This window comes from Corynebacterium sp. TUM25015, from assembly GCF_056393505.1.
Window position 1 is genome coordinate 1,448,947 of the sequence record NZ_CM150783.1, and the last position, 17,410, is coordinate 1,466,356.

The following is a 17,410-nucleotide window of genomic DNA, read 5'->3' on the forward strand; positions in this document are numbered from 1 at the left end:
CCCTACGTTCAAAAGTGATTTGTATTACAGAATTGGGATTCTGTGAGACTTTACAGCAACCAATGCGCTACCGATTAGCCACGCGTAGCCTTGTGGCATGGCAAAAAACTTCGCAGCACAATTAGTAAAGACTCTAGAAAATCAAGGCGTTAAGCGAATCTTCGGATTGGTAGGCGATAGCCTCAACCCCATCGTGGATGAGGTTCGTCAATCCTCGATTGAATGGATCCACGTTCGGAACGAGGAATCTGCGGCCTTCGCCGCTGGTGCTGAATCCCTCGTTACCGGTGAATTGGCAGTATGTGCTGCTTCCTGTGGCCCTGGCAATACTCACCTGATCCAGGGGCTATACGATTCCCATCGAAATGGTGCAAAGGTTCTGGCCATTGCTTCTCACATCCCGAGCGTGCAGATCGGCACCCAGTTCTTCCAGGAGACTCACCCGGAGCAGATTTTCCAGGAGTGCTCTGGATACTGCGAGATGATTAACTCTGCCGCGCAGGGGCCCAAGGTATTGCACAATGCGATCCAGTCCACCCTTGCTGGCAACGGCGTAAGCGTGCTGGTTATCCCCGGCGATGTATCCTCCCAGGCGATCGAGGAAGAAGGCTTTATCGGTTCGGTGTATGCCAAGGGTCGCCCCGTGCTGTACCCGGATGCCGAGGAAGCAGCCCGCCTGGCCAAGGCTATTAACGATGCTAAGACTGTCACCTTGTTCTGCGGTGAGGGCGTCAAGAACTCCCGAGAGCAAGTGCTCAAGCTTGCGGAGAAGATTAAGTCTCCCATTGGCCACGCTTTCGGCGGCAAGATGCACATTCAGTACGACAACCCGTTCGACGTCGGTATGTCCGGTCTGTTGGGCTATGGTGCAGCCCGAGAAGCGATGTACGACGCGGATTTGCTGATCCTGCTGGGCACAGACTTCCCATACAACGACTTCCTGCCAAGCGGAAACGTGGCGCAGGTGGATATCGACGGCTCGCACATTGGCCGCCGCACAACCATTAATTACCCGGTCGTCGGTGACGTTGGAGCTGTGATTGATACGATCCTGCCTCACATCGAGGAAAAGACTGACCGTAGCTTCCTGGATAAGCAGTTGCGTAACCATGCTCGTGCACTGAACCATGTGGTGGATGCCTACACGAAGAAGGCTGGCAAGTCTAAGCCGATCCACCCGGAGTATGTGGCGGATACCATTGACCGTCTTGCAGCTGAAGACGCCATCTTCACTATCGATACCGGTATGTGCAATGTATGGGGCGCTCGCTACATCACGCCGAATGGTAAGCGTACGGAGATCGGCTCCTTCCGCCACGGCACGATGGCCAATGCGCTGCCGCAGGCACTCGGCGCACAGGCTGCGGACCGGAACCGCCAGGTGATTTCCTTCTCCGGCGACGGTGGTTTGGGCATGCTGATGGGTGAACTACTGACCGCAAAGCTCCACGATCTACCCGTCAACATCGTAGTGTTTAACAACTCCTCGCTGGGCATGGTGAAGCTCGAGATGATGGTTGCTGGTCTGCCGGAACACGAGACTGACCACGAGCACGTGAACTTCTCCAAGATCGCTGAGGCCATTGGCATTAAGACGATCCGAATCGAGGATCCGCAGGATGTCGAGAAGGGCATCAAGGAAGCCTTGGCTTATGACGGTCCGGTGCTGGTGGATGTCGTTACTGACCCGAACGCTCTGAGCCTGCCGCCGAACATCACCTGGGAGATGATGATGGGCTTCTCACGCTCCGCTACGCGCACTGTGTTTGACGGTGGCGTGGGACGCATGGTCGACCTGGCGCGCGCCAACCTCCGGAACATCGGAGCGGCGGGCACAATTGAGATCAACAAGCTCTAAGCAAGAGGGGTGAGGCGCTCTGAGGAGTGCCTCTTCAGGCCTACCTATGGCGGGAGTCACACATGTGTGGGCTCCCGCCTAACCCGTGTGGGGGCAATGGGAGCGGTAGCCAACCCCGAAAAGGGAATTTCCGCTTCCGTGATGGTGGCAATGTCCTGTCAATGGTCTAAGGTTCTTTAAGTGAAGTTGTTGTAAGACTATCTAACGCGCGCGAACTGCAGGCGAGCGTGAGAGTCCAGTTCTTGCAACGCAAGTGACGTGTGAATGAGGAAGGCAAACTCGCGTGGAACAGCGAAATAAGCACGGTTTGACTCGCCGTATTGGCCTCGCCGGCGTACTGGGTCTTGCTGGCCTGGTGCTGACTGGTTGTACTGTCGCCCCACCGGAAAACAAGTTCTTCGATGCTCTGCGAATGGGCTGGCCGAAGGGTATTACCCCGGAGTCCAAGGAAATGGGCAACATGTGGGTATGGGTCTGGGTTGTCGCCTGGATCATCGGCATCATCATGTGGGTTCTGTTGTTCGTCAACATGGGCCGTTCTAGCGCGAAGAAGGCCGCTAAGCGCGGCGAGGACGAGTTCCCGCGCCAGACTGGTTACAACGTTCCGCTGGAGCTCGTTCTAACCACCCTGCCAGTTCTGATCATCTGTACCCTGTTCTTCTTCAACGTTCAGACTCAGGATCGTGCGACCGCACTGGACAAGGATCCGAAGGTTACCGTCGACGTCACTGGCTACCAGTGGAACTGGAAGTTCGGCTACAGCCACGTTGCTGCAGAGCTGAACGGTGGCCAGGAGTACAAGGGCACCGACAAGGAAGCACAGGCTCGCGCCGAGGATTCCAAGAAGCCCGCTAAGAAGCTGGACAAGCACGGTGAGCAGGTTCCGGGTCCGATCCATGGCCGCGCGAAGGATGACTACAGCTACCTGAACTTCGACAAGATCGAGACCGTGGGCACCACCCAGGAGATCCCGGTTCTGGTCGTTCCTTCCGGCACTCCGATTGAGTTCAACCTGGCTTCCGCGGACGTTGTCCACTCCTTCTGGATCCCGGAGTTCCTGTTCAAGCGCGACGTCTTCCCGCACCCGGAGGCAAACCGCTCTGAGCGTATCTTCCAGGTTGAGTCCATCGATCAGGAAGGCGCGTTCGTCGGACGCTGTGCGGAGATGTGTGGTACTTACCACGCAATGATGAACTTCGAACTCCGCGTTGTCTCCCCGGAGAAGTTCGAGCAGTACATGAAGTTCCGCCAGGACAACCCTGAGGCTCCGAACTCTGAGGCTCTGAAGTCCATCGGCGAGCAGCCGTACGCAACCTCCACCCACCCGTTCAATTCCGACCGCACTGGTACCAGGAACCCGGAAGAGAACCACAAGGATCGCAACGCCGCTTAAGTGGCAGCGCAAGGTTAAGAAGAAAGAGAGACAAAGCAAATGACTTCTGGTGCAAAGCTTTTCTACGGCATAGGTACTTTCTTCACCGTGGTCACGGTGTTCTACTTCATCGTTACGCACTCCGTTAGCGATGCAGGCAACGTCATGGGCGTTGAATGGGCCGGTGGCACCGGCCTGGTGATGGCAACCCTGCTGGCTTTCATGCTCGCTGGTTACCTCCACCTGACGTCGACCAAGACTGACATCGGCCCGGATGATTGGGAAGAGGCAGAGATCGAGGACGGCGCTGGTGTGCTCGGCTTCTTCTCCGCAAGCTCCATCTGGCCGTTCTGGATGACCGTCTCCATCGTCGTGATGGGCGCAGGTCTGGCCTGGTGGCACCTGTGGCTGGTTCTCTTCGGCGCAGCAATGCTGATCTGGGCAACCACGATGCTGAACCTGCAGTATGGCCTGCCGCCGGAGAAGCACTAAACTTCACACTTCACTAAAAACTCCCCCTTCCGCCAACCCAGGAGGTTGCAGCGGAAGGGGGAGTTCTTTTTGTGTGCTAGAACTTCCGTCCCACGATCTTTTCCATCTGCTTCCACGCAGCCCCGGACTCCAATGATTCCCGGGCGTGCTGTACTTGCTCAGATAGGGACTCCTGGAATCCCTTCTCCTCCCATCCGCGCACAGCCGTCAAAGCACCAGCGGCGTTAATCAAGACAGCATCCTTGATTGCGCCAGTGATTTCGCCCTTCATAAGACGCACAGCCACATCCGCGTTATAGCTAGCATCGCCACCGGCGAGGCTGCCATCTTCATAAAAGTCGAGTCCGACACTGCGAGGGTTAATTACTTCTTCACCGGTGCGGCCTGCGGCGTCAACAGTAACGACCTCGGTAGGAGTGCACACCGAGATTTCGTCCATTCCGTCCATGCCGCGAACAACGAGTACGCGGCTGCCCTGACGGGCAAAAGCGCCACCCATGATTGGCATGAACTCCTTGAAGGCGCAGCCAATGAGACCGTACTTGGGGTAGGCGGGGTTGGTCATTGGGCCAAGGAGATTGAAGATGGTCGGGGCACCCAGCTGGCTGCGTACAGGGGCGGCGAAGCGCATCGCAGGGTGGTAGGTTTTGGCGAACATGAAGGCAAAACCCGTCTCGTGTGCGTCGTCGCGAATAGCCTCTGGGGAGCGCTCGATATCGAGGCCCAGAGCCTCCAACATGTCCGCACCGCCACACTTCGAACTTGCGGCGCGGTTACCGTGCTTCACTACCGGAACGCCCGTGGCGGCAACAACAAAGGAAGCCATTGTGGAAATGTTCACAGTGTGATGACCGTCGCCGCCGGTGCCGACGATATCCACGCAATTCGGCACGTCCGAAAAGTCAACTGGAGTAGCGAAGCTGGTCATTGTCTCGGCAGCGGCGGCAAGCTCGGCAGCGGTAATACCGCGCACTCGAATTCCGAAGGCAAATCCCGAAATCTGTGCGTCGGATGCGTGACCCTCCATGATCTGTTGCATTGCCCAGCGCACCTGCGATTCGCTCAGCTCCTGGCCATTGCCCAGTCGCCCCAGTACGCCGGGCCAGGTGAAGTAGCTTGGCGGTAGTTGTTCGGGGGAGAGACCGCTGATGTCTGCGGGACGTGGGGTAGTGGGGGCCATGGTTCTTTCGACGCGCCTTTCTGTCCTAGAAAGAAGTATTAAGCAAAAACGCTCTGTACTAACCAGTCTATTAGTTGGGTAGTAGCACGGGGAGTTTTTGGGTTGACGCCCTTACAGGGGAGATATTCGAAGGTTCCGCCCAGGTGAAAGGGGTAGGTGCGGAGTAGCCCCATCGTGGGGTATGTGGCGTGTCCACCCTTGACGAAAGTAGGTTTTGACCTGTCGTTATGTAGCTCGTCGGATGGGGGAGGATAAAAGTTCCCGCTAACCCCTAACGGGGTGGGCTTTCAGCGTTATCCAAGGTTTTACCTGCGATTTTACAGATAGCTTCCAGAAAAGTGCTGGAGTGAATCGACTATCGGGCTTTAAACGGCCATACTGTTATGCGTGACGAGCGCAGTTGAAAACCCAGGTATGGCAGCACCACATCGTGTTGCGACACTGAACCGACCCAATATGGTCAGTGTCGGCACGATTGTGTTCCTGTCTCAGGAATTGATGTTTTTCGCTGGCCTTTTCGCGATGTACTTCGTGTCCAAGGCCAACTCTGGCGGCAATTGGCCGTCTGAGCCCACTGAGCTGAACGTGCCATTCGCGGCAGCGATCACGATTATTCTGATCAGTTCTTCGTTCACTGCTCAGTGGGGCGTCTTCGCGGCGGAGAGGGGTGACGTCTTCGCGCTTCGCAAGTGGTACGCATTGTCCGCGCTGTTGGGAACTATCTTCCTTATTGGCCAGGGCTACGAGTACGTTCACTTGGTGCAGCATGGAACGACGATCCCGGGCTCCGTCTATGGTTCGGTCTTCTTCATCACGACAGGCTTCCACGGCGCGCACGTGCTCGCCGGTGTGATTGCCTTCATCGTGGTGCTGCTGAGGACCGCCAAGTCGAAGTTCACCCCGGCACAGGCCACCGCCGCCGTCGTTGTGTCCTACTACTGGCACTTCGTCGACGTCGTCTGGATCGGCCTGTGGATCACCATTTACTTCATTCAGTAGGCCGGCCAGGTCGGTGCCTCTTAACACGAAGACATTCGCTTAAGAGGGTCGGCCTACAGCCCATCGCAATTCCATTGACTAACTAATAAGGGAACAAGATGGATATCAACTCCACCAACGCGACCACGGAGCAGAGCTCCGTTGGTTCGAAGGGCAGTGCCACCAAGGCACGCCGCCGCCGGAAGGTCCGTAAGGCCTTTGCTGGCGCGTTGGCATTGTTGTTCGCGCTGACGGGCGCGGGCTTCCTAGCCAACGCATTGACCCCTGACGCACAGAATGCCGTTGCTGAGCAGAGCTCGGAGGAACTGGCCAAGCAGGGTAAGGAACTCTACGAGGTTGCTTGTATCACCTGTCACGGTGGAAACCTGCAGGGTGTTAAGGACCGTGGTCCTTCTCTGATCGGTGTCGGTGAGGGCGCTGTGTACTTCCAGGTACACTCTGGCCGCATGCCGATGCTGCGTAACGAGGCTCAAGCAAGCCGCAAGAACCCGCGCTACTCCGAGCAGCAGGCTCTGGCGCTGGCCGCATACGTAAATGCAAACGGTGGCGGCCCGGGCATCGTCCGCGACTCTAACGGTGAGATTGCAATGGAGTCCCTGCGTGGCTCCAATAACAAGAACGGCGAGATCGACCCGGCTGATGTTGCCCGTGGTTCTGACCTGTTCCGCCTGAACTGTGCATCTTGCCACAACTTCACCGGTAAGGGCGGCGCACTGTCCAGTGGTAAGTACGCTCCGGCTCTGGCCCCGGCCAACGAGCAGGAGATTTACCAGGCAATGCTGACCGGCCCGCAGAACATGCCGAAGTTCTCTGACCGCCAGCTGACTGCTGACGAGAAGAAGGACATCATCGCCTACCTGAAGTCGGCCAAGGAAACTCCGAACCCCGGTGGCTTCGGTCTGGGCGGCATCGGCCCGGTGACTGAAGGCATGCTGATGTGGTTCGTTGGCATCGTGGTTCTCGTTGCCTTCGCTATGTGGATTGGATCGCGGTCATGAGTGAGCACAACAAAAAGTACAGCAACGAAGAGCTGTCGAAGATGAACGATGACGAGCTGGCCCGCCTGGGTACAGAGCTCGACGGCGTAACGGTTGCCTACCGCAAGGAACGCTTTCCGATCGCCAACGATCCCGCTGAAAAGCGTGCAAGCCGCAAGGTCACGATCATGCTGGCCCTGTCGGTTCTGTTCGGTATCGCTTTCATCGGTGTCTACCTGTTCTGGCCGTGGGAGTATAAGCACCTCGCTGAGGATGGCGTGTGGCTCTACTCGATCTACACCCCGCTACTGGGCCTCACTGCGGGTCTGAGCATCACGCTGCTGGGTGCGGCTATCATTACCTACACCAAGAGCTTCGTTCCGGAAGAGATTTCGGTGCAGACTCGCCACGATGGTCCGTCTGAGGAAGTTGACCGTCGTACCCTGGTCGCTCTGCTGAATGATTCCTGGAAGACCTCCACACTGGGTCGTCGTCCGGTAATCGCTGGCCTGGCTGGTGCTGGTGCAGTGCTGGCTGGCTTGACCATCGCTCTGCCGCTCGGCGGCATCATCAAGAACCCCTGGAAGGCCAAGGCCATGGGTATCCAGGGTGACGGCACCCTGTGGACTACTGGTTGGACTCTGGTGGAGCAGGGCGAGAAGGTCTACCTGGGCCGCGATACCGGTGCAATTGCCGAGGAGCACGAGGGGCACTACAGCACCCAGGGTGTTTCCCGCCTGATCCGCATGCGTCCGGAAGATCTGGATCCGGCTTCGATGGAGACCGTGTTCCCGCTGACCGAGGAAATGGTCAACGACGGCGACAAGTTCGACAAGAACCGCGACGTCTACGAGGAGCACATGCACTCCATCCACGGCCCGCGTAACGCCGTGATGTTGATTCGCCTGCGCCAGGCAGACGCCGCAAAGGCGATCTTGCGCGAAGGCCAGGAGGACTTCCACTACGGCGACTACTTCGCCTACTCCAAGATCTGTACTCACATCGGTTGCCCTACGTCCCTGTATGAGCAGCAAACCAACCGCATCCTCTGCCCGTGCCACCAGTCCCAGTTCGATGCACTGCAGCATGGTAAGCCGATCTTCGGACCGGCAGCCCGTGCTCTGCCCGAGCTGTCGATCTCGGTTGACGAAGAGGGATACATGTACGCCGACCGTAACTTCATCGAGCCTGTCGGCCCGGCATTCTGGGAGCGTCGTTCATGACCACTAAACAACAGAGCCGCGCTGCTAAAGCGGCCAACAACATCGACGAGCGGTACACAGCCTCTGGCCTGATCCGCCCGCAAATCAACAAGGTATTCCCGACTCACTGGTCGTTCATGCTCGGTGAGATCGCGCTGTACTCTTTCATCATCCTGATCCTGTCGGGTGTTTACCTGACGCTGTTCTTCGACCCCTCCATGTCGAAGGTGATCTACGACGGCGCTTATGCACCCCTAAATGGTGTGGAGATGTCCGCCGCCTACAAGACCGCTCTGAACCTCTCTTTCGAGGTTCGCGGTGGTTTGTTCATCCGCCAGGTTCACCACTGGGCTGCGCTGCTGTTTGCCGTGTCGATCATGGTTCACATGCTGCGCATCTTCTTCACCGGTGCATTCCGCAAGCCGCGTGAGGCGAACTGGGTTATCGGCTGTGTCCTGCTGCTGCTCTCTGTCGCTGAGGGCTTCATGGGCTACTCCCTGCCGGATGACCTGCTTTCCGGTGTTGGTCTGCGCATTATGTCCGCCATCATGGTTGGCCTGCCGGTCATCGGCACCTGGCTGCACTGGATCATGTTCGCCGGCGACTTCCCGGGTGAGATCATTATTCCTCGCCTGTACATCGCCCACGTTCTTCTGATCCCGGGCATCCTGCTGGCACTGATCGCTGCACACCTTGCACTCGTGTGGTACCAGAAGCACACCCAGTTCCCTGGACCGGGTCGTACCGAAAACAACGTTGTCGGCGTTCGTATTCTGCCGGTGTTCGGTCTGAAGGCAGCTTCCTTCGGCCTGATCACCTTCGGCGTGGTTGCTCTGATGGCTGGTCTGTTCCAGATCAACGCCATCTGGAATCTCGGCCCGTACAATCCTTCCCAGGTGTCCGCTGGTTCTCAGCCGGATATCTACATGCTGTGGACTGACGGTGCTGCACGTGTCATGCCTGCCTGGGAGCTCTACCTCGGTAACTACACCATTCCGGCTGTGTTCTGGGTAGCTCTGCTGCTGGGCATCCTGGTTGTGCTGCTGTTCACCTACCCGTGGATCGAGCAGAAGTTCACCGGCGATGACGCCCACCATAACCTCTTGCAGCGTCCGCGCGACGTTCCGGTTCGTACCGCCCTGGGCGTCATGGCACTGACCTTCTACGTGCTGCTGACTATTTCCGGTGGTAACGACCTGCTGGCAATGCACTTCACGATCTCGCTGAACCTTATGACGTGGCTGGGTCGTATCGGCCTGGTATTGCTGCCTCCGATCGCGTACTTCATCACGTACCGCCTGTGCGTCTCCCTGCAGCGCTCCGACCGCGAGGTTCTGGAGCACGGCATTGAGACCGGTACCATCCGCCAGCTGCCATCCGGTGGCTTCATCGAGGTCCACCAGCCGCTGGGCCCGGTTGACGAGCACGGCCACCCGATTCCGCTGGAGTACCAGGGTGCATACGTTCCGAAGACCATGAACGAGCTCGGCGCTGCCGGTCACCCTGGTCGCGGTGGCTTCTTCTCCCCGGATTCCCCAGAGATCGTGGAGAAGGCGGAGCGCATCGAGCACGATAATCACGCAGAGCAGAAGGAAATGTTCGAGCGTCTCAACGAGGAGAACCGTCGTCGCCACGAGGAGCTCGACAAGTAACCTCGCATCGAGCTGATTCAACTGCTCTCACATAAGGCTCGAGAAGATCCCGTCCACCAAGAAGGTGGGCGGGATTTTTTAGTTCCGCTCTTGCGACAGAGCCTTTAGTACGTCGTAGGTCGCCAAGGCGTCACTCATCGCTCGGTGTAGTGGGCGGTGGGTGACCTTGAGATACGACGCCACGTTCCCCAGGCGGTAGCGTCCAACTGACTCTCGCGGAATTAGTGTGCGGGATGCCTCCGCTGTACACACCAGTCGTGGAGTGTAGGGAGGAGAGACAAGCTCGTTTGAAGCGGTGAGCTGGGTGCGCAGCATTTCGTGCTGCAAGAAGGAGAAGTCGAAGAAGACATTGTGCCCAACAAGACGTGGGATGGGGGAGCCGTGTGGGCGGAGGAACCCCAGCAATTCGGGAAGTATGTCCTCAAAGGTGGGCTTGTCAGCCAAGAGCCCTTCGGAGATGCCCGTTAAGTCGGTAATCTCCTCAGGAACCTTTTGTAGCGGGTTGAGGAGTGATGTATAGCGTTGCTGGATCTCTCCGTCTGAGACCCGCAGAGCCGCGATTTCAATTATTCGCTCTTGCTGTGGCCGCAACCCGGTTGTTTCCAAGTCGATCACGATGCAGTCGTGAAGAGTGCGCTGCAGATCCGAGCGTGTGTGCGCCAAGGCGTAGGAATCCGGCATCTCATCTGAACGGCGTGGCTGGCGTGGCTTAGCGGGCCGTGAATCCTCTGAAGCTAGAGGATCGCGGTACGGCGGATTCGACACGGTAGGGGGCATGGGGATCAAGTTTAGCTTTTGGGCGGGGGATGTTGGCACGGTTGCACTGAGGCAGGCGGTTTTTGAAGCGTTATGGGCGTAAAAGACACGCCAAAATTACCTAGTGTGACGAGTATCACATCTGTTATTTTCTGAAAATATCATAAGCGTCAGACCCTGGTAGAGGTAGTGAGTGTATTTACTAAAACCGCAGGTCAGCAATTTATAAAGCTTCGATAACTTTCAGGCTGTAGTTGAGGGTTCGAAAAATCTCGGTTTGATAACAACGGCACGTCTAAGGCTTAAAAAGCCCAGATTTGCGAAACGGCTGGACATGGACCGCAATCATTTCGTAATCTTTTCGAGACCTTAGAGGTGAGCGACAAAGAGCTCACCGCACCGCGGTAGCTGCCGAAGAGTTGCCGGGCGAGGGGATATGGAAAAGCTCCACACCCCAAACAACGGATTGAAAGGTAATTGAGGACTTATATGGGCAAGCACAGCCTGAAGAAGAACAACGTATCCCGCAACGCAGCTGTCGTCGCTGCCGTCGGTGTGGGTGCCGCTGTACTGACCCCCGCTGCCGCCCAGGCTGCGCCGGTCACTCACAAGCAGTCCGGCGTAACCGTAGAGGTTCCGGACCACCTGCTGCCGACCATCAAGCCTTACTTCAAGCAGGCTGGCCTGAGCACCGATGGTGGCAACAAGAAGGCTGCGACTAAGGCTGTCAAGGCTCCGGCTCCAAAGCTGGCTTCTTCCTCTATCGGACAGCGCATTGCGGACATCGCTAAGTCCAAGGTTGGTGCACCGTACTCTTGGGGTGCTTCTGGCCCGAACGCGTTTGACTGCTCCGGCCTGACCTCTTGGGCTCACCGCCAGGTTGGCAAGTCCATCCCGCGTACCTCCTCTGCTCAGGCTTCCGCTGGCAAGAAGGTTTCCTTGAACGCTCTGCAGCCGGGCGATGTTATCTCCTACTACGGTGGCGCATCTCACGTTGCCATCTACATCGGCAATGGCAAGATCGTTCACGCCCTGAACTCTTCCAACCCGGTGCGTATCGACAACCTGCACATGATGCCTGTGTACAACGCGGTTCGCTTCTAATTTTTAGCCAACACCTTCCGGTGTTTCTCTAGCTCAGATGTTGATATCGGGGCTAGTGTTACGGCTGGTGAAGGCGTGAAATGGTGGGGCTGGTGCTATTAGGGTGCCAGTCCCACTTTTGCCCTTTCATGTGGCAGAATATCTATCGGTGAACGGCTCCTTCGGTGGGCCGAGAATTTTTTGAGAACTAAAGAAAGTCCAGTCGTGAACGTGTCGTTTTCCTCTTCTCGTGATCGCTCCTCGCGCGGCAGTCGCTCCGGTGCTAACGCTATCGCCAAGGCCACATCTGCGGCGTTGCTAGCTCTCGCAATGGGAGCTACTGTCCCGCAGGCCAGTGCGGATCCGCAGAACGCTCCGGGGCGAGGTGACCAGGGGCAGGGAAGCGACAAGAAGGATGATCGCAACGCGGATCAGAAGCGTGCGGAAGAAATCCGTCGCCTACTGGACACACCGATCCCAGCGGATGTTGACGGTCTGCTGAACCACGTAGACAAGGTATCCGGCTACGCCTCCGAGACTTCGGATGAGGTTGAGCAGCTGAAGATCGATATCGACCAGGCTAAGGGGAACCTGGCAAAGGCCAACAAGGCTGCCGATGACTCGCGCAAGAAGGCTGAGAAGCTCAACACGGATGTCAAGGCGTCACGTGCAAATGTCACCGGCGTATCTCGCGCGATGTACCGTGGCGCCACGGTGGATCCGGTCTCTGCTTTTGTTGGCTCCCAAGGCCCGCAGGCTGCAGTCGAGCGTTCTTCTTACCTGACGTCGATTGGTGATCAGCGTGCCGATACCGTGAACACGCTGAGCCAGAAGCTGAAGGATGCTGCTAAGGAGAAGAACAAGGCGAGCCGTTCTAAGGCCACCGCAGATTTCCAGCTGCGTACCCTCAACGATCGCAAGAAGGACCTTGACGATCGCAACAAGGAGCTCGGCGAGCTGAAGGACAAAATCATGAAGGCCGTCGACGGGCTTAGCCCGGAGGATCGTCGACGCTGGATTGATCGCAATGGTCCCATCGACATGAATGTCGAGGAGTTCCTCGGCAAGATGAAGAAGGCCGGTGACTCCGGTGCGCCGGTCAACGCAACTGGTGTGGTCGCAGCGGCCTTGTCGAAGTTGGGATCCCCGTACTCCTGGGGTGCCGCCGGCCCGAGCGCTTTCGACTGCTCCGGACTGATGTTCTGGTCCTACCAACAGCAAGGTAAGTCCATCCCGCGCACCTCGTCCGCACAGATCGCAGGTGGGCAGCCGGTCTCCATTGACGACCTACAGCCGGGCGACATCGTTGGTTTCTACCCGGGAGTGACCCACGTGGGCATGTACATCGGTGATGGCAAGATCGTCCACGCCTCCGATTACGGCATCCCCGTACAGGTAGTTCCGCTGAACTCCATGCCGATCTCGGGCGCCGCCCGCTACTAAACATCCCATAGCGTGCGGTAGCATCCGTTCGTATGTCCAGCGCAGACCAGCATAGCCATCCCCGCGTCCTCGTCGTCACCAATGACTTCCCGCCTACCTTCGGCGGGATTCAGACGTATGTGCGCGACTACCTCTCCACGCTGGATCCGGCCAAGGTTGTGGTTTTCGCCTCTACCCAACACCGCGAGGATGCAATGGCCTTCGACGGTGAACAGGACTACCACGTCGTCCGATGGCCTCGCAGCATCATGCTGCCCACCCCAGCTACTGCGCGCAAGATGCAGCAGCTGATCCGTGAACATGACATCCACACTGTCTGGTTCGGGGCGGCCGCACCGCTGGCATTGATGGCGAATAGTGCCCGGGCAGCGGGCGCTCGCCGGATTGTTGCCTCCACCCATGGCCACGAGGTCGGATGGTCCATGTTCCCCGGTTCGCGCCACGTCCTTGCCCGCATCGGCCGTACCGTGGATTGCTTGACATATGTTTCGCACTATGCCCGCAATCGAATGGCCGCTGCCTTTGGTCCCTCCGTTGCGTGGGAACCTATGCCAGGTGGCGTCAACACGGATCTCTTCCAACCGAACCCGGCGATGCGAGATGCGCTTCGGGCGCGCTATGGCGTGACGGACGAGAAGGTCATTGTCGCCGTCTCCCGACTGGTTCCACGCAAAGGCCAGGACACTTTGGTAAAGGCCATGCCCGCCATCCTTCGTGAGCACCCGGATGCACATTTGCTTGTCGTCGGACCCGGCGATTACCGCGTGAAGTTGGCGAAACTGGCGCGTCGGCTGGGCGTCACAAAGAACATAACCTTTACCGGTGCGGTCGACGTAGAGGAACTACCAGGCCACTTCGTGGTCGGTGATGTTTTCGCACTCCCGGTGCGAACGCAACTGGGCGGACTGTCCGTAGAAGGGCTCGGGATCGTATTTCTCGAGGCACAAGCCGCGGGAGTCGCTACGGTTTCCGGCAATGGTGGCGGCGCGCCCGAGACAGTGATCGATGGAGAAACAGGGCTGGTCGTGGACTCGCGGGATCTGGACGACGTGGTGGCGCAGATCTCTTCGCTGCTTAGTGACGCCCCCACGCGCCAGCGCCTAGCGACCGCAGCTCGGAAAAACGTGATGGAGAAATGGACGTGGCACGTCCTCGGTTACCAGTGCCGAGCGGTCATGCGAGGCGGGGGAGAGATTCCACCGCGGCATAGCTTCGCCTAGACGTAAATCTTGGGGTAGAACCACAGAGTTTTTATGCAGCCCACGGCTGGCTAGAATGATGAGGTTACATACGGACTACAGAGGGAAGAGGGATCGCTTCGTGACTGGGAGCCTTACCGTGGGCGTGGACATCGGTGGCACGAACCTACGTGCTGCCGTGGTGGACGCGGACGGCCAGATCCTGGACATTGAAAAGCTTCCGACCCCCTCCAATGTTTATGCCCTGGAAACCGCGCTGGTGCATGCTATCGGCTGCCTGCAGCGCCGCAATGAAGGCATCGCCGCAGTGGGATTGGCCGTGGCTGGGTTTATTAATGCGCAGCGCGACACAGTGCGCTTTGCCCCGCACCTGCCATGGCGGAACGCGCAGGTCACCGACAGGCTCAGCGCCAAGTTAGGGCTTCCGGTGGAATTGGAGCACGACGCCAACTCCGCGGCGCTAGGGGAGTACCGATTGGGAGCTGCCCAAGGAGTCGGCACGTGGGTGCTTTTTGCTTTGGGGACCGGAATCGGTGGTGCCGTCATGGTGGATGGCGAGATCTACCGAGGAGCTTTTGGTACAGCCCCGGAGTTTGGGCATCTGACTGTCATGCCAGGTGGTCGTGCATGCCCCTGCGGTAAACAAGGTTGCCTGGAGCGCTATTGCTCTGGTTCGGCGCTGGCACTGACCGCCCAAGACCTGATTGCTACGGGACGCTACCCGGATTCCGCCATTACACGGGAATTCGCCCAGCACCCAGAAGAAATCTCCGGACGAGCCGTAGTTCGCCTGGCGCGTGAGGGAGATCCGTTGGCACGCGCCGCAGTGGAGGACATGGGACTGTGGCTAGGCCGCGGACTGTCGCTGGTGCAAGATGTGTTGGATCCGGAATTAATCGTGATCGGCGGGGGCGTAAGTGCCGATGCAGATCTGTTTCTGGACCAGGCGGAATCCATGCTGAATTACAGCATCGTCGGAGCCGGTCACCGGCCTGTCGCACGAGTAAAAACCGCGCAACTAGGAGGAGATGCCGGTATGATCGGCGTGGCGTTACTGGCGCGCGATCGCCTTCAGACGGGCGCCTAAAGGCTAGCGCTGTGCGCGCCGAATACTGCGCCAAATACTGCGCTGCTTTTTGTGGCGCTCACGAGGGAAGTATACAAGGGACGGTAGGTTTTTAAATATGCAAAATAAGGCGTATTGGTTTTTCAAATACATCCTCATCGGCCCATGGCTGCGCGTGTACAACCGTCCTTTTACCAAGGGGCTCGAAAAGCTACCTAAGGAAGGCTCGGGAATCCTGGCTTCCAATCACCTTGCAGTGATGGACTCCTTCTACCTTCCGCTGGTATCCAAGCGCCAGCTGACGTTCCTGGCGAAGAAGGAATACTTCACGACGCCCGGCCTGGTTGGTGGCATTCAGAAGTTCTTCTTCACCTCCGTTGGCCAGGTGCCAATCGACCGCCAGGATAAGGAATCCCAGAACGCCGCTTTGGGCACTGCGCTCAAGGTACTTGAGCGTGGGGATCTGCTGGGCATGTACCCGGAGGGCACGCGTTCCCCGGATGGCCGCATGTACCGAGGCAAAACCGGCCTGGCGCGCATCGCTCTCGAATCTGGGGAGAAGGTCTACCCGGTGGCGATGATCAACACGAACAAGGCCAACCCCATCGGTACGTGGATCCCACGGCCGGCCCGCTGTGGCGTGTACGTCGGAGACCCAATCGACCCGAACGATTTCCGTGATGCCGGCGACGAATACGCCCAGGCTCGGGCGCTGACCGATGCGATCATGGAGGCGCTGCATAAGCTTTCCGGTCAGGAGTATGTCAAGGACTTTTATGCTGCCGATGTGAAGAAGTCCCTGGAGGCAGGTAAGGGCTACCCGGCGGGCTCGGAACCGCGGCAGTAGTGAATGTGCCCCCTCAGCGCTGCTGTGCCAACGACCATACGCACTCCGTTTCCCCGTGGTGAACGGGGCTTTTATGCCGTGCGGCCCGTCGTTGACGGTTTGACTTCAGCAGCGCAAACCTGATCTTGTAATAAGAATCATGTCGAAGGTAGATCAGGGTGCGAGTCGGCCTCAAGCGCGGCCGGTGAAGCAGAGAGTCGAGTGGGCGGACGCCGCCAAAGGGTTTTCCATTGTCGGTGTGTGCATTATGCACGTCGTCACCGGGGTTCCCAGTGGAACGGAAACCCCGCTGGGGCATTTCTCCAGCTTCCTCGATCCTCTCCGAATGCCGCTGTTCTTCCTCGTGTCAGGACTGTTCGCCCATCGTATCCTGGAGCGTTCGTTCGCCGACCTGTGGTATCGACGACTGTGGTTCCTGTTGGTGCCTTACTTGGTCTTTAACCCCTTCCACATTCTGACGCGCATGAGCATCGACGACAACTACTCGCTGATGAACCTGTTTAAGGCGATGCTGCTGGGCAACGTGGGTCTGTGGTTCCTTTATGCGTTGATTCTTTACAACATCTTCGCCTGGGTACTTCGCAAACAGCCGCCGTGGCTGGCCATCTTAACCTCCGCTATCCCGCTGGTCATCGGAGCTTTCCTCGGTGGCGGGGAGAACATCTTCTTCCGGCATGTCCTCACTTTTGCCCCCATGTTCTTCATTGGTCTGCACTGCAGAGACTTCTTCTTCCGGCTGGCCAAGCGTGCCTTCAACCCCCTTGTGATACTCGGAAGCGCCGTGTTGTTCTTCAGCTCGGAGTATATGATGCGGACTCTGGCCAAGACGCTCTTTAGCGATTGGACGCCTACGGTTGCGGCTCTGACCTTGGGAACTGACCTATTGCGCTCCGTCCTCGCACTGCCATTTGCCATTGTGGTTGCCGCTTGGCTGTGCGTGATCCCTTTAGTGCGCGAGGTCTTCCTTTTCGTGGGCCGGAACACCTTGCAGGTCTACGTGTTCCACCCGTTGGGTCTGTACCTGCTCGGCGGATACGCCGTCACGTTGGCCGAAGCGCATCCGGAGTCGCTCGCTTTCCTGGGCACGATGGCAGGCCAATTGTGGTGGGGTATCGGCGCCTGCGTAGTCGCCTCCATTGTGGGCTATGTAGTGGGCAAGACGCCCCTTATTGGTTGGACGCTGTTCCCACCGGCACTGCGGCGTCCTCAAGAAAGACAGCAAAAACCGCGCCAGCAGGTACGGTTCGGCGGTGACCGCACCCTGTCGGCCTAGCCTCAAGCCCA

15 protein-coding genes are annotated in these 17,410 nt (G+C 58.1%); 13 read left to right on the top strand and 2 right to left on the bottom strand.

The window, feature by feature from the left end:
- Positions 1–97: 97 nt before the first annotated feature.
- From AC06DS_RS06595 to ctaF, 3 genes are all read left to right on the top strand, one after another.
- Complete coding sequence (locus tag AC06DS_RS06595) at positions 98–1,858, top strand: pyruvate dehydrogenase (RefSeq protein ID WP_293791367.1); 1,761 nt, start codon at positions 98–100, stop codon at positions 1,856–1,858.
- Between the two features lie 283 nt (positions 1,859–2,141).
- Positions 2,142–3,251, top strand: a complete 1,110-nt coding sequence (ctaC, locus tag AC06DS_RS06600; protein ID WP_477100296.1) for an aa3-type cytochrome oxidase subunit II — start codon at positions 2,142–2,144, stop codon at positions 3,249–3,251.
- Positions 3,252–3,290: 39 nt separating this feature from the next.
- The gene (gene ctaF / locus AC06DS_RS06605) at positions 3,291–3,722 is read left to right on the top strand and encodes an aa3-type cytochrome oxidase subunit IV (protein ID WP_477100297.1); all 432 of its coding nucleotides are present in this window, start codon (positions 3,291–3,293) and stop codon (positions 3,720–3,722) included.
- A gap of 76 nt (positions 3,723–3,798) precedes the next feature.
- Here ctaF and trpD read toward each other — a convergent pair whose 3' ends face one another.
- Positions 3,799–4,902 (bottom strand): anthranilate phosphoribosyltransferase, encoded by a 1,104-nt coding sequence (gene trpD, locus AC06DS_RS06610; RefSeq protein ID WP_477100298.1) that lies wholly within the window; start codon positions 4,900–4,902, stop codon positions 3,799–3,801.
- Between the two features lie 387 nt (positions 4,903–5,289).
- On the opposite strand from trpD, the gene ctaE reads away from it, so the two are divergent.
- The 4 genes from ctaE to qcrB all read left to right on the top strand — a co-directional run bounded on the left by ctaE (position 5,290) and on the right by qcrB (position 9,732).
- On the top strand, positions 5,290–5,901 hold the full coding sequence (gene ctaE / locus AC06DS_RS06615) for an aa3-type cytochrome oxidase subunit III (protein ID WP_293791363.1): 612 nt from the start codon (positions 5,290–5,292) through the stop codon (positions 5,899–5,901).
- Positions 5,902–5,999: 98 nt separating this feature from the next.
- A complete protein-coding gene (gene qcrC, locus AC06DS_RS06620; protein ID WP_477100299.1) occupies positions 6,000–6,899 on the top strand; it encodes a cytochrome bc1 complex diheme cytochrome c subunit in 900 nt (299 codons plus the stop codon).
- Complete coding sequence (qcrA, locus tag AC06DS_RS06625; protein WP_476728094.1) at positions 6,896–8,101, top strand: cytochrome bc1 complex Rieske iron-sulfur subunit; 1,206 nt, start codon at positions 6,896–6,898, stop codon at positions 8,099–8,101. Before qcrC ends, qcrA begins: the two co-directional genes overlap by 4 nt.
- Complete coding sequence (gene qcrB, locus AC06DS_RS06630) at positions 8,098–9,732, top strand: cytochrome bc1 complex cytochrome b subunit (RefSeq protein ID WP_293791360.1); 1,635 nt, start codon at positions 8,098–8,100, stop codon at positions 9,730–9,732. The genes qcrA and qcrB overlap by 4 nt, the downstream gene beginning before the upstream one ends.
- Before the next feature lie 78 nt (positions 9,733–9,810).
- Here qcrB and AC06DS_RS06635 read toward each other — a convergent pair whose 3' ends face one another.
- The gene (locus tag AC06DS_RS06635) at positions 9,811–10,509 is read right to left on the bottom strand and encodes a 3'-5' exonuclease (protein ID WP_477100300.1); all 699 of its coding nucleotides are present in this window, start codon (positions 10,507–10,509) and stop codon (positions 9,811–9,813) included.
- 468 nt (positions 10,510–10,977) lie between these two features.
- Here AC06DS_RS06635 and AC06DS_RS06640 point away from each other — a divergent pair, with 468 nt between their 5' ends.
- The 6 genes from AC06DS_RS06640 (at position 10,978) to AC06DS_RS06665 (ending at position 17,399) form a co-directional block, all read left to right on the top strand.
- Positions 10,978–11,592, top strand: coding sequence for a C40 family peptidase (locus AC06DS_RS06640; RefSeq protein ID WP_448308127.1), 615 nt, complete (start codon positions 10,978–10,980; stop codon positions 11,590–11,592).
- 204 nt (positions 11,593–11,796) lie between these two features.
- Positions 11,797–13,014, top strand: a complete 1,218-nt coding sequence (locus AC06DS_RS06645; protein ID WP_477100301.1) for an NlpC/P60 family protein — start codon at positions 11,797–11,799, stop codon at positions 13,012–13,014.
- Positions 13,015–13,046: 32 nt separating this feature from the next.
- The gene (locus AC06DS_RS06650; protein ID WP_448308125.1) at positions 13,047–14,234 is read left to right on the top strand and encodes a glycosyltransferase family 4 protein; all 1,188 of its coding nucleotides are present in this window, start codon (positions 13,047–13,049) and stop codon (positions 14,232–14,234) included.
- A gap of 58 nt (positions 14,235–14,292) precedes the next feature.
- On the top strand, positions 14,293–15,300 hold the full coding sequence (locus tag AC06DS_RS06655; RefSeq protein WP_448308131.1) for an ROK family protein: 1,008 nt from the start codon (positions 14,293–14,295) through the stop codon (positions 15,298–15,300).
- Positions 15,301–15,397: 97 nt separating this feature from the next.
- The gene (locus AC06DS_RS06660) at positions 15,398–16,126 is read left to right on the top strand and encodes a lysophospholipid acyltransferase family protein (protein WP_477100302.1); all 729 of its coding nucleotides are present in this window, start codon (positions 15,398–15,400) and stop codon (positions 16,124–16,126) included.
- A 139-nt stretch (positions 16,127–16,265) separates the two neighbouring features.
- Complete coding sequence (locus AC06DS_RS06665) at positions 16,266–17,399, top strand: acyltransferase family protein (protein WP_477100303.1); 1,134 nt, start codon at positions 16,266–16,268, stop codon at positions 17,397–17,399.
- Positions 17,400–17,410 lie beyond the last annotated feature (11 nt).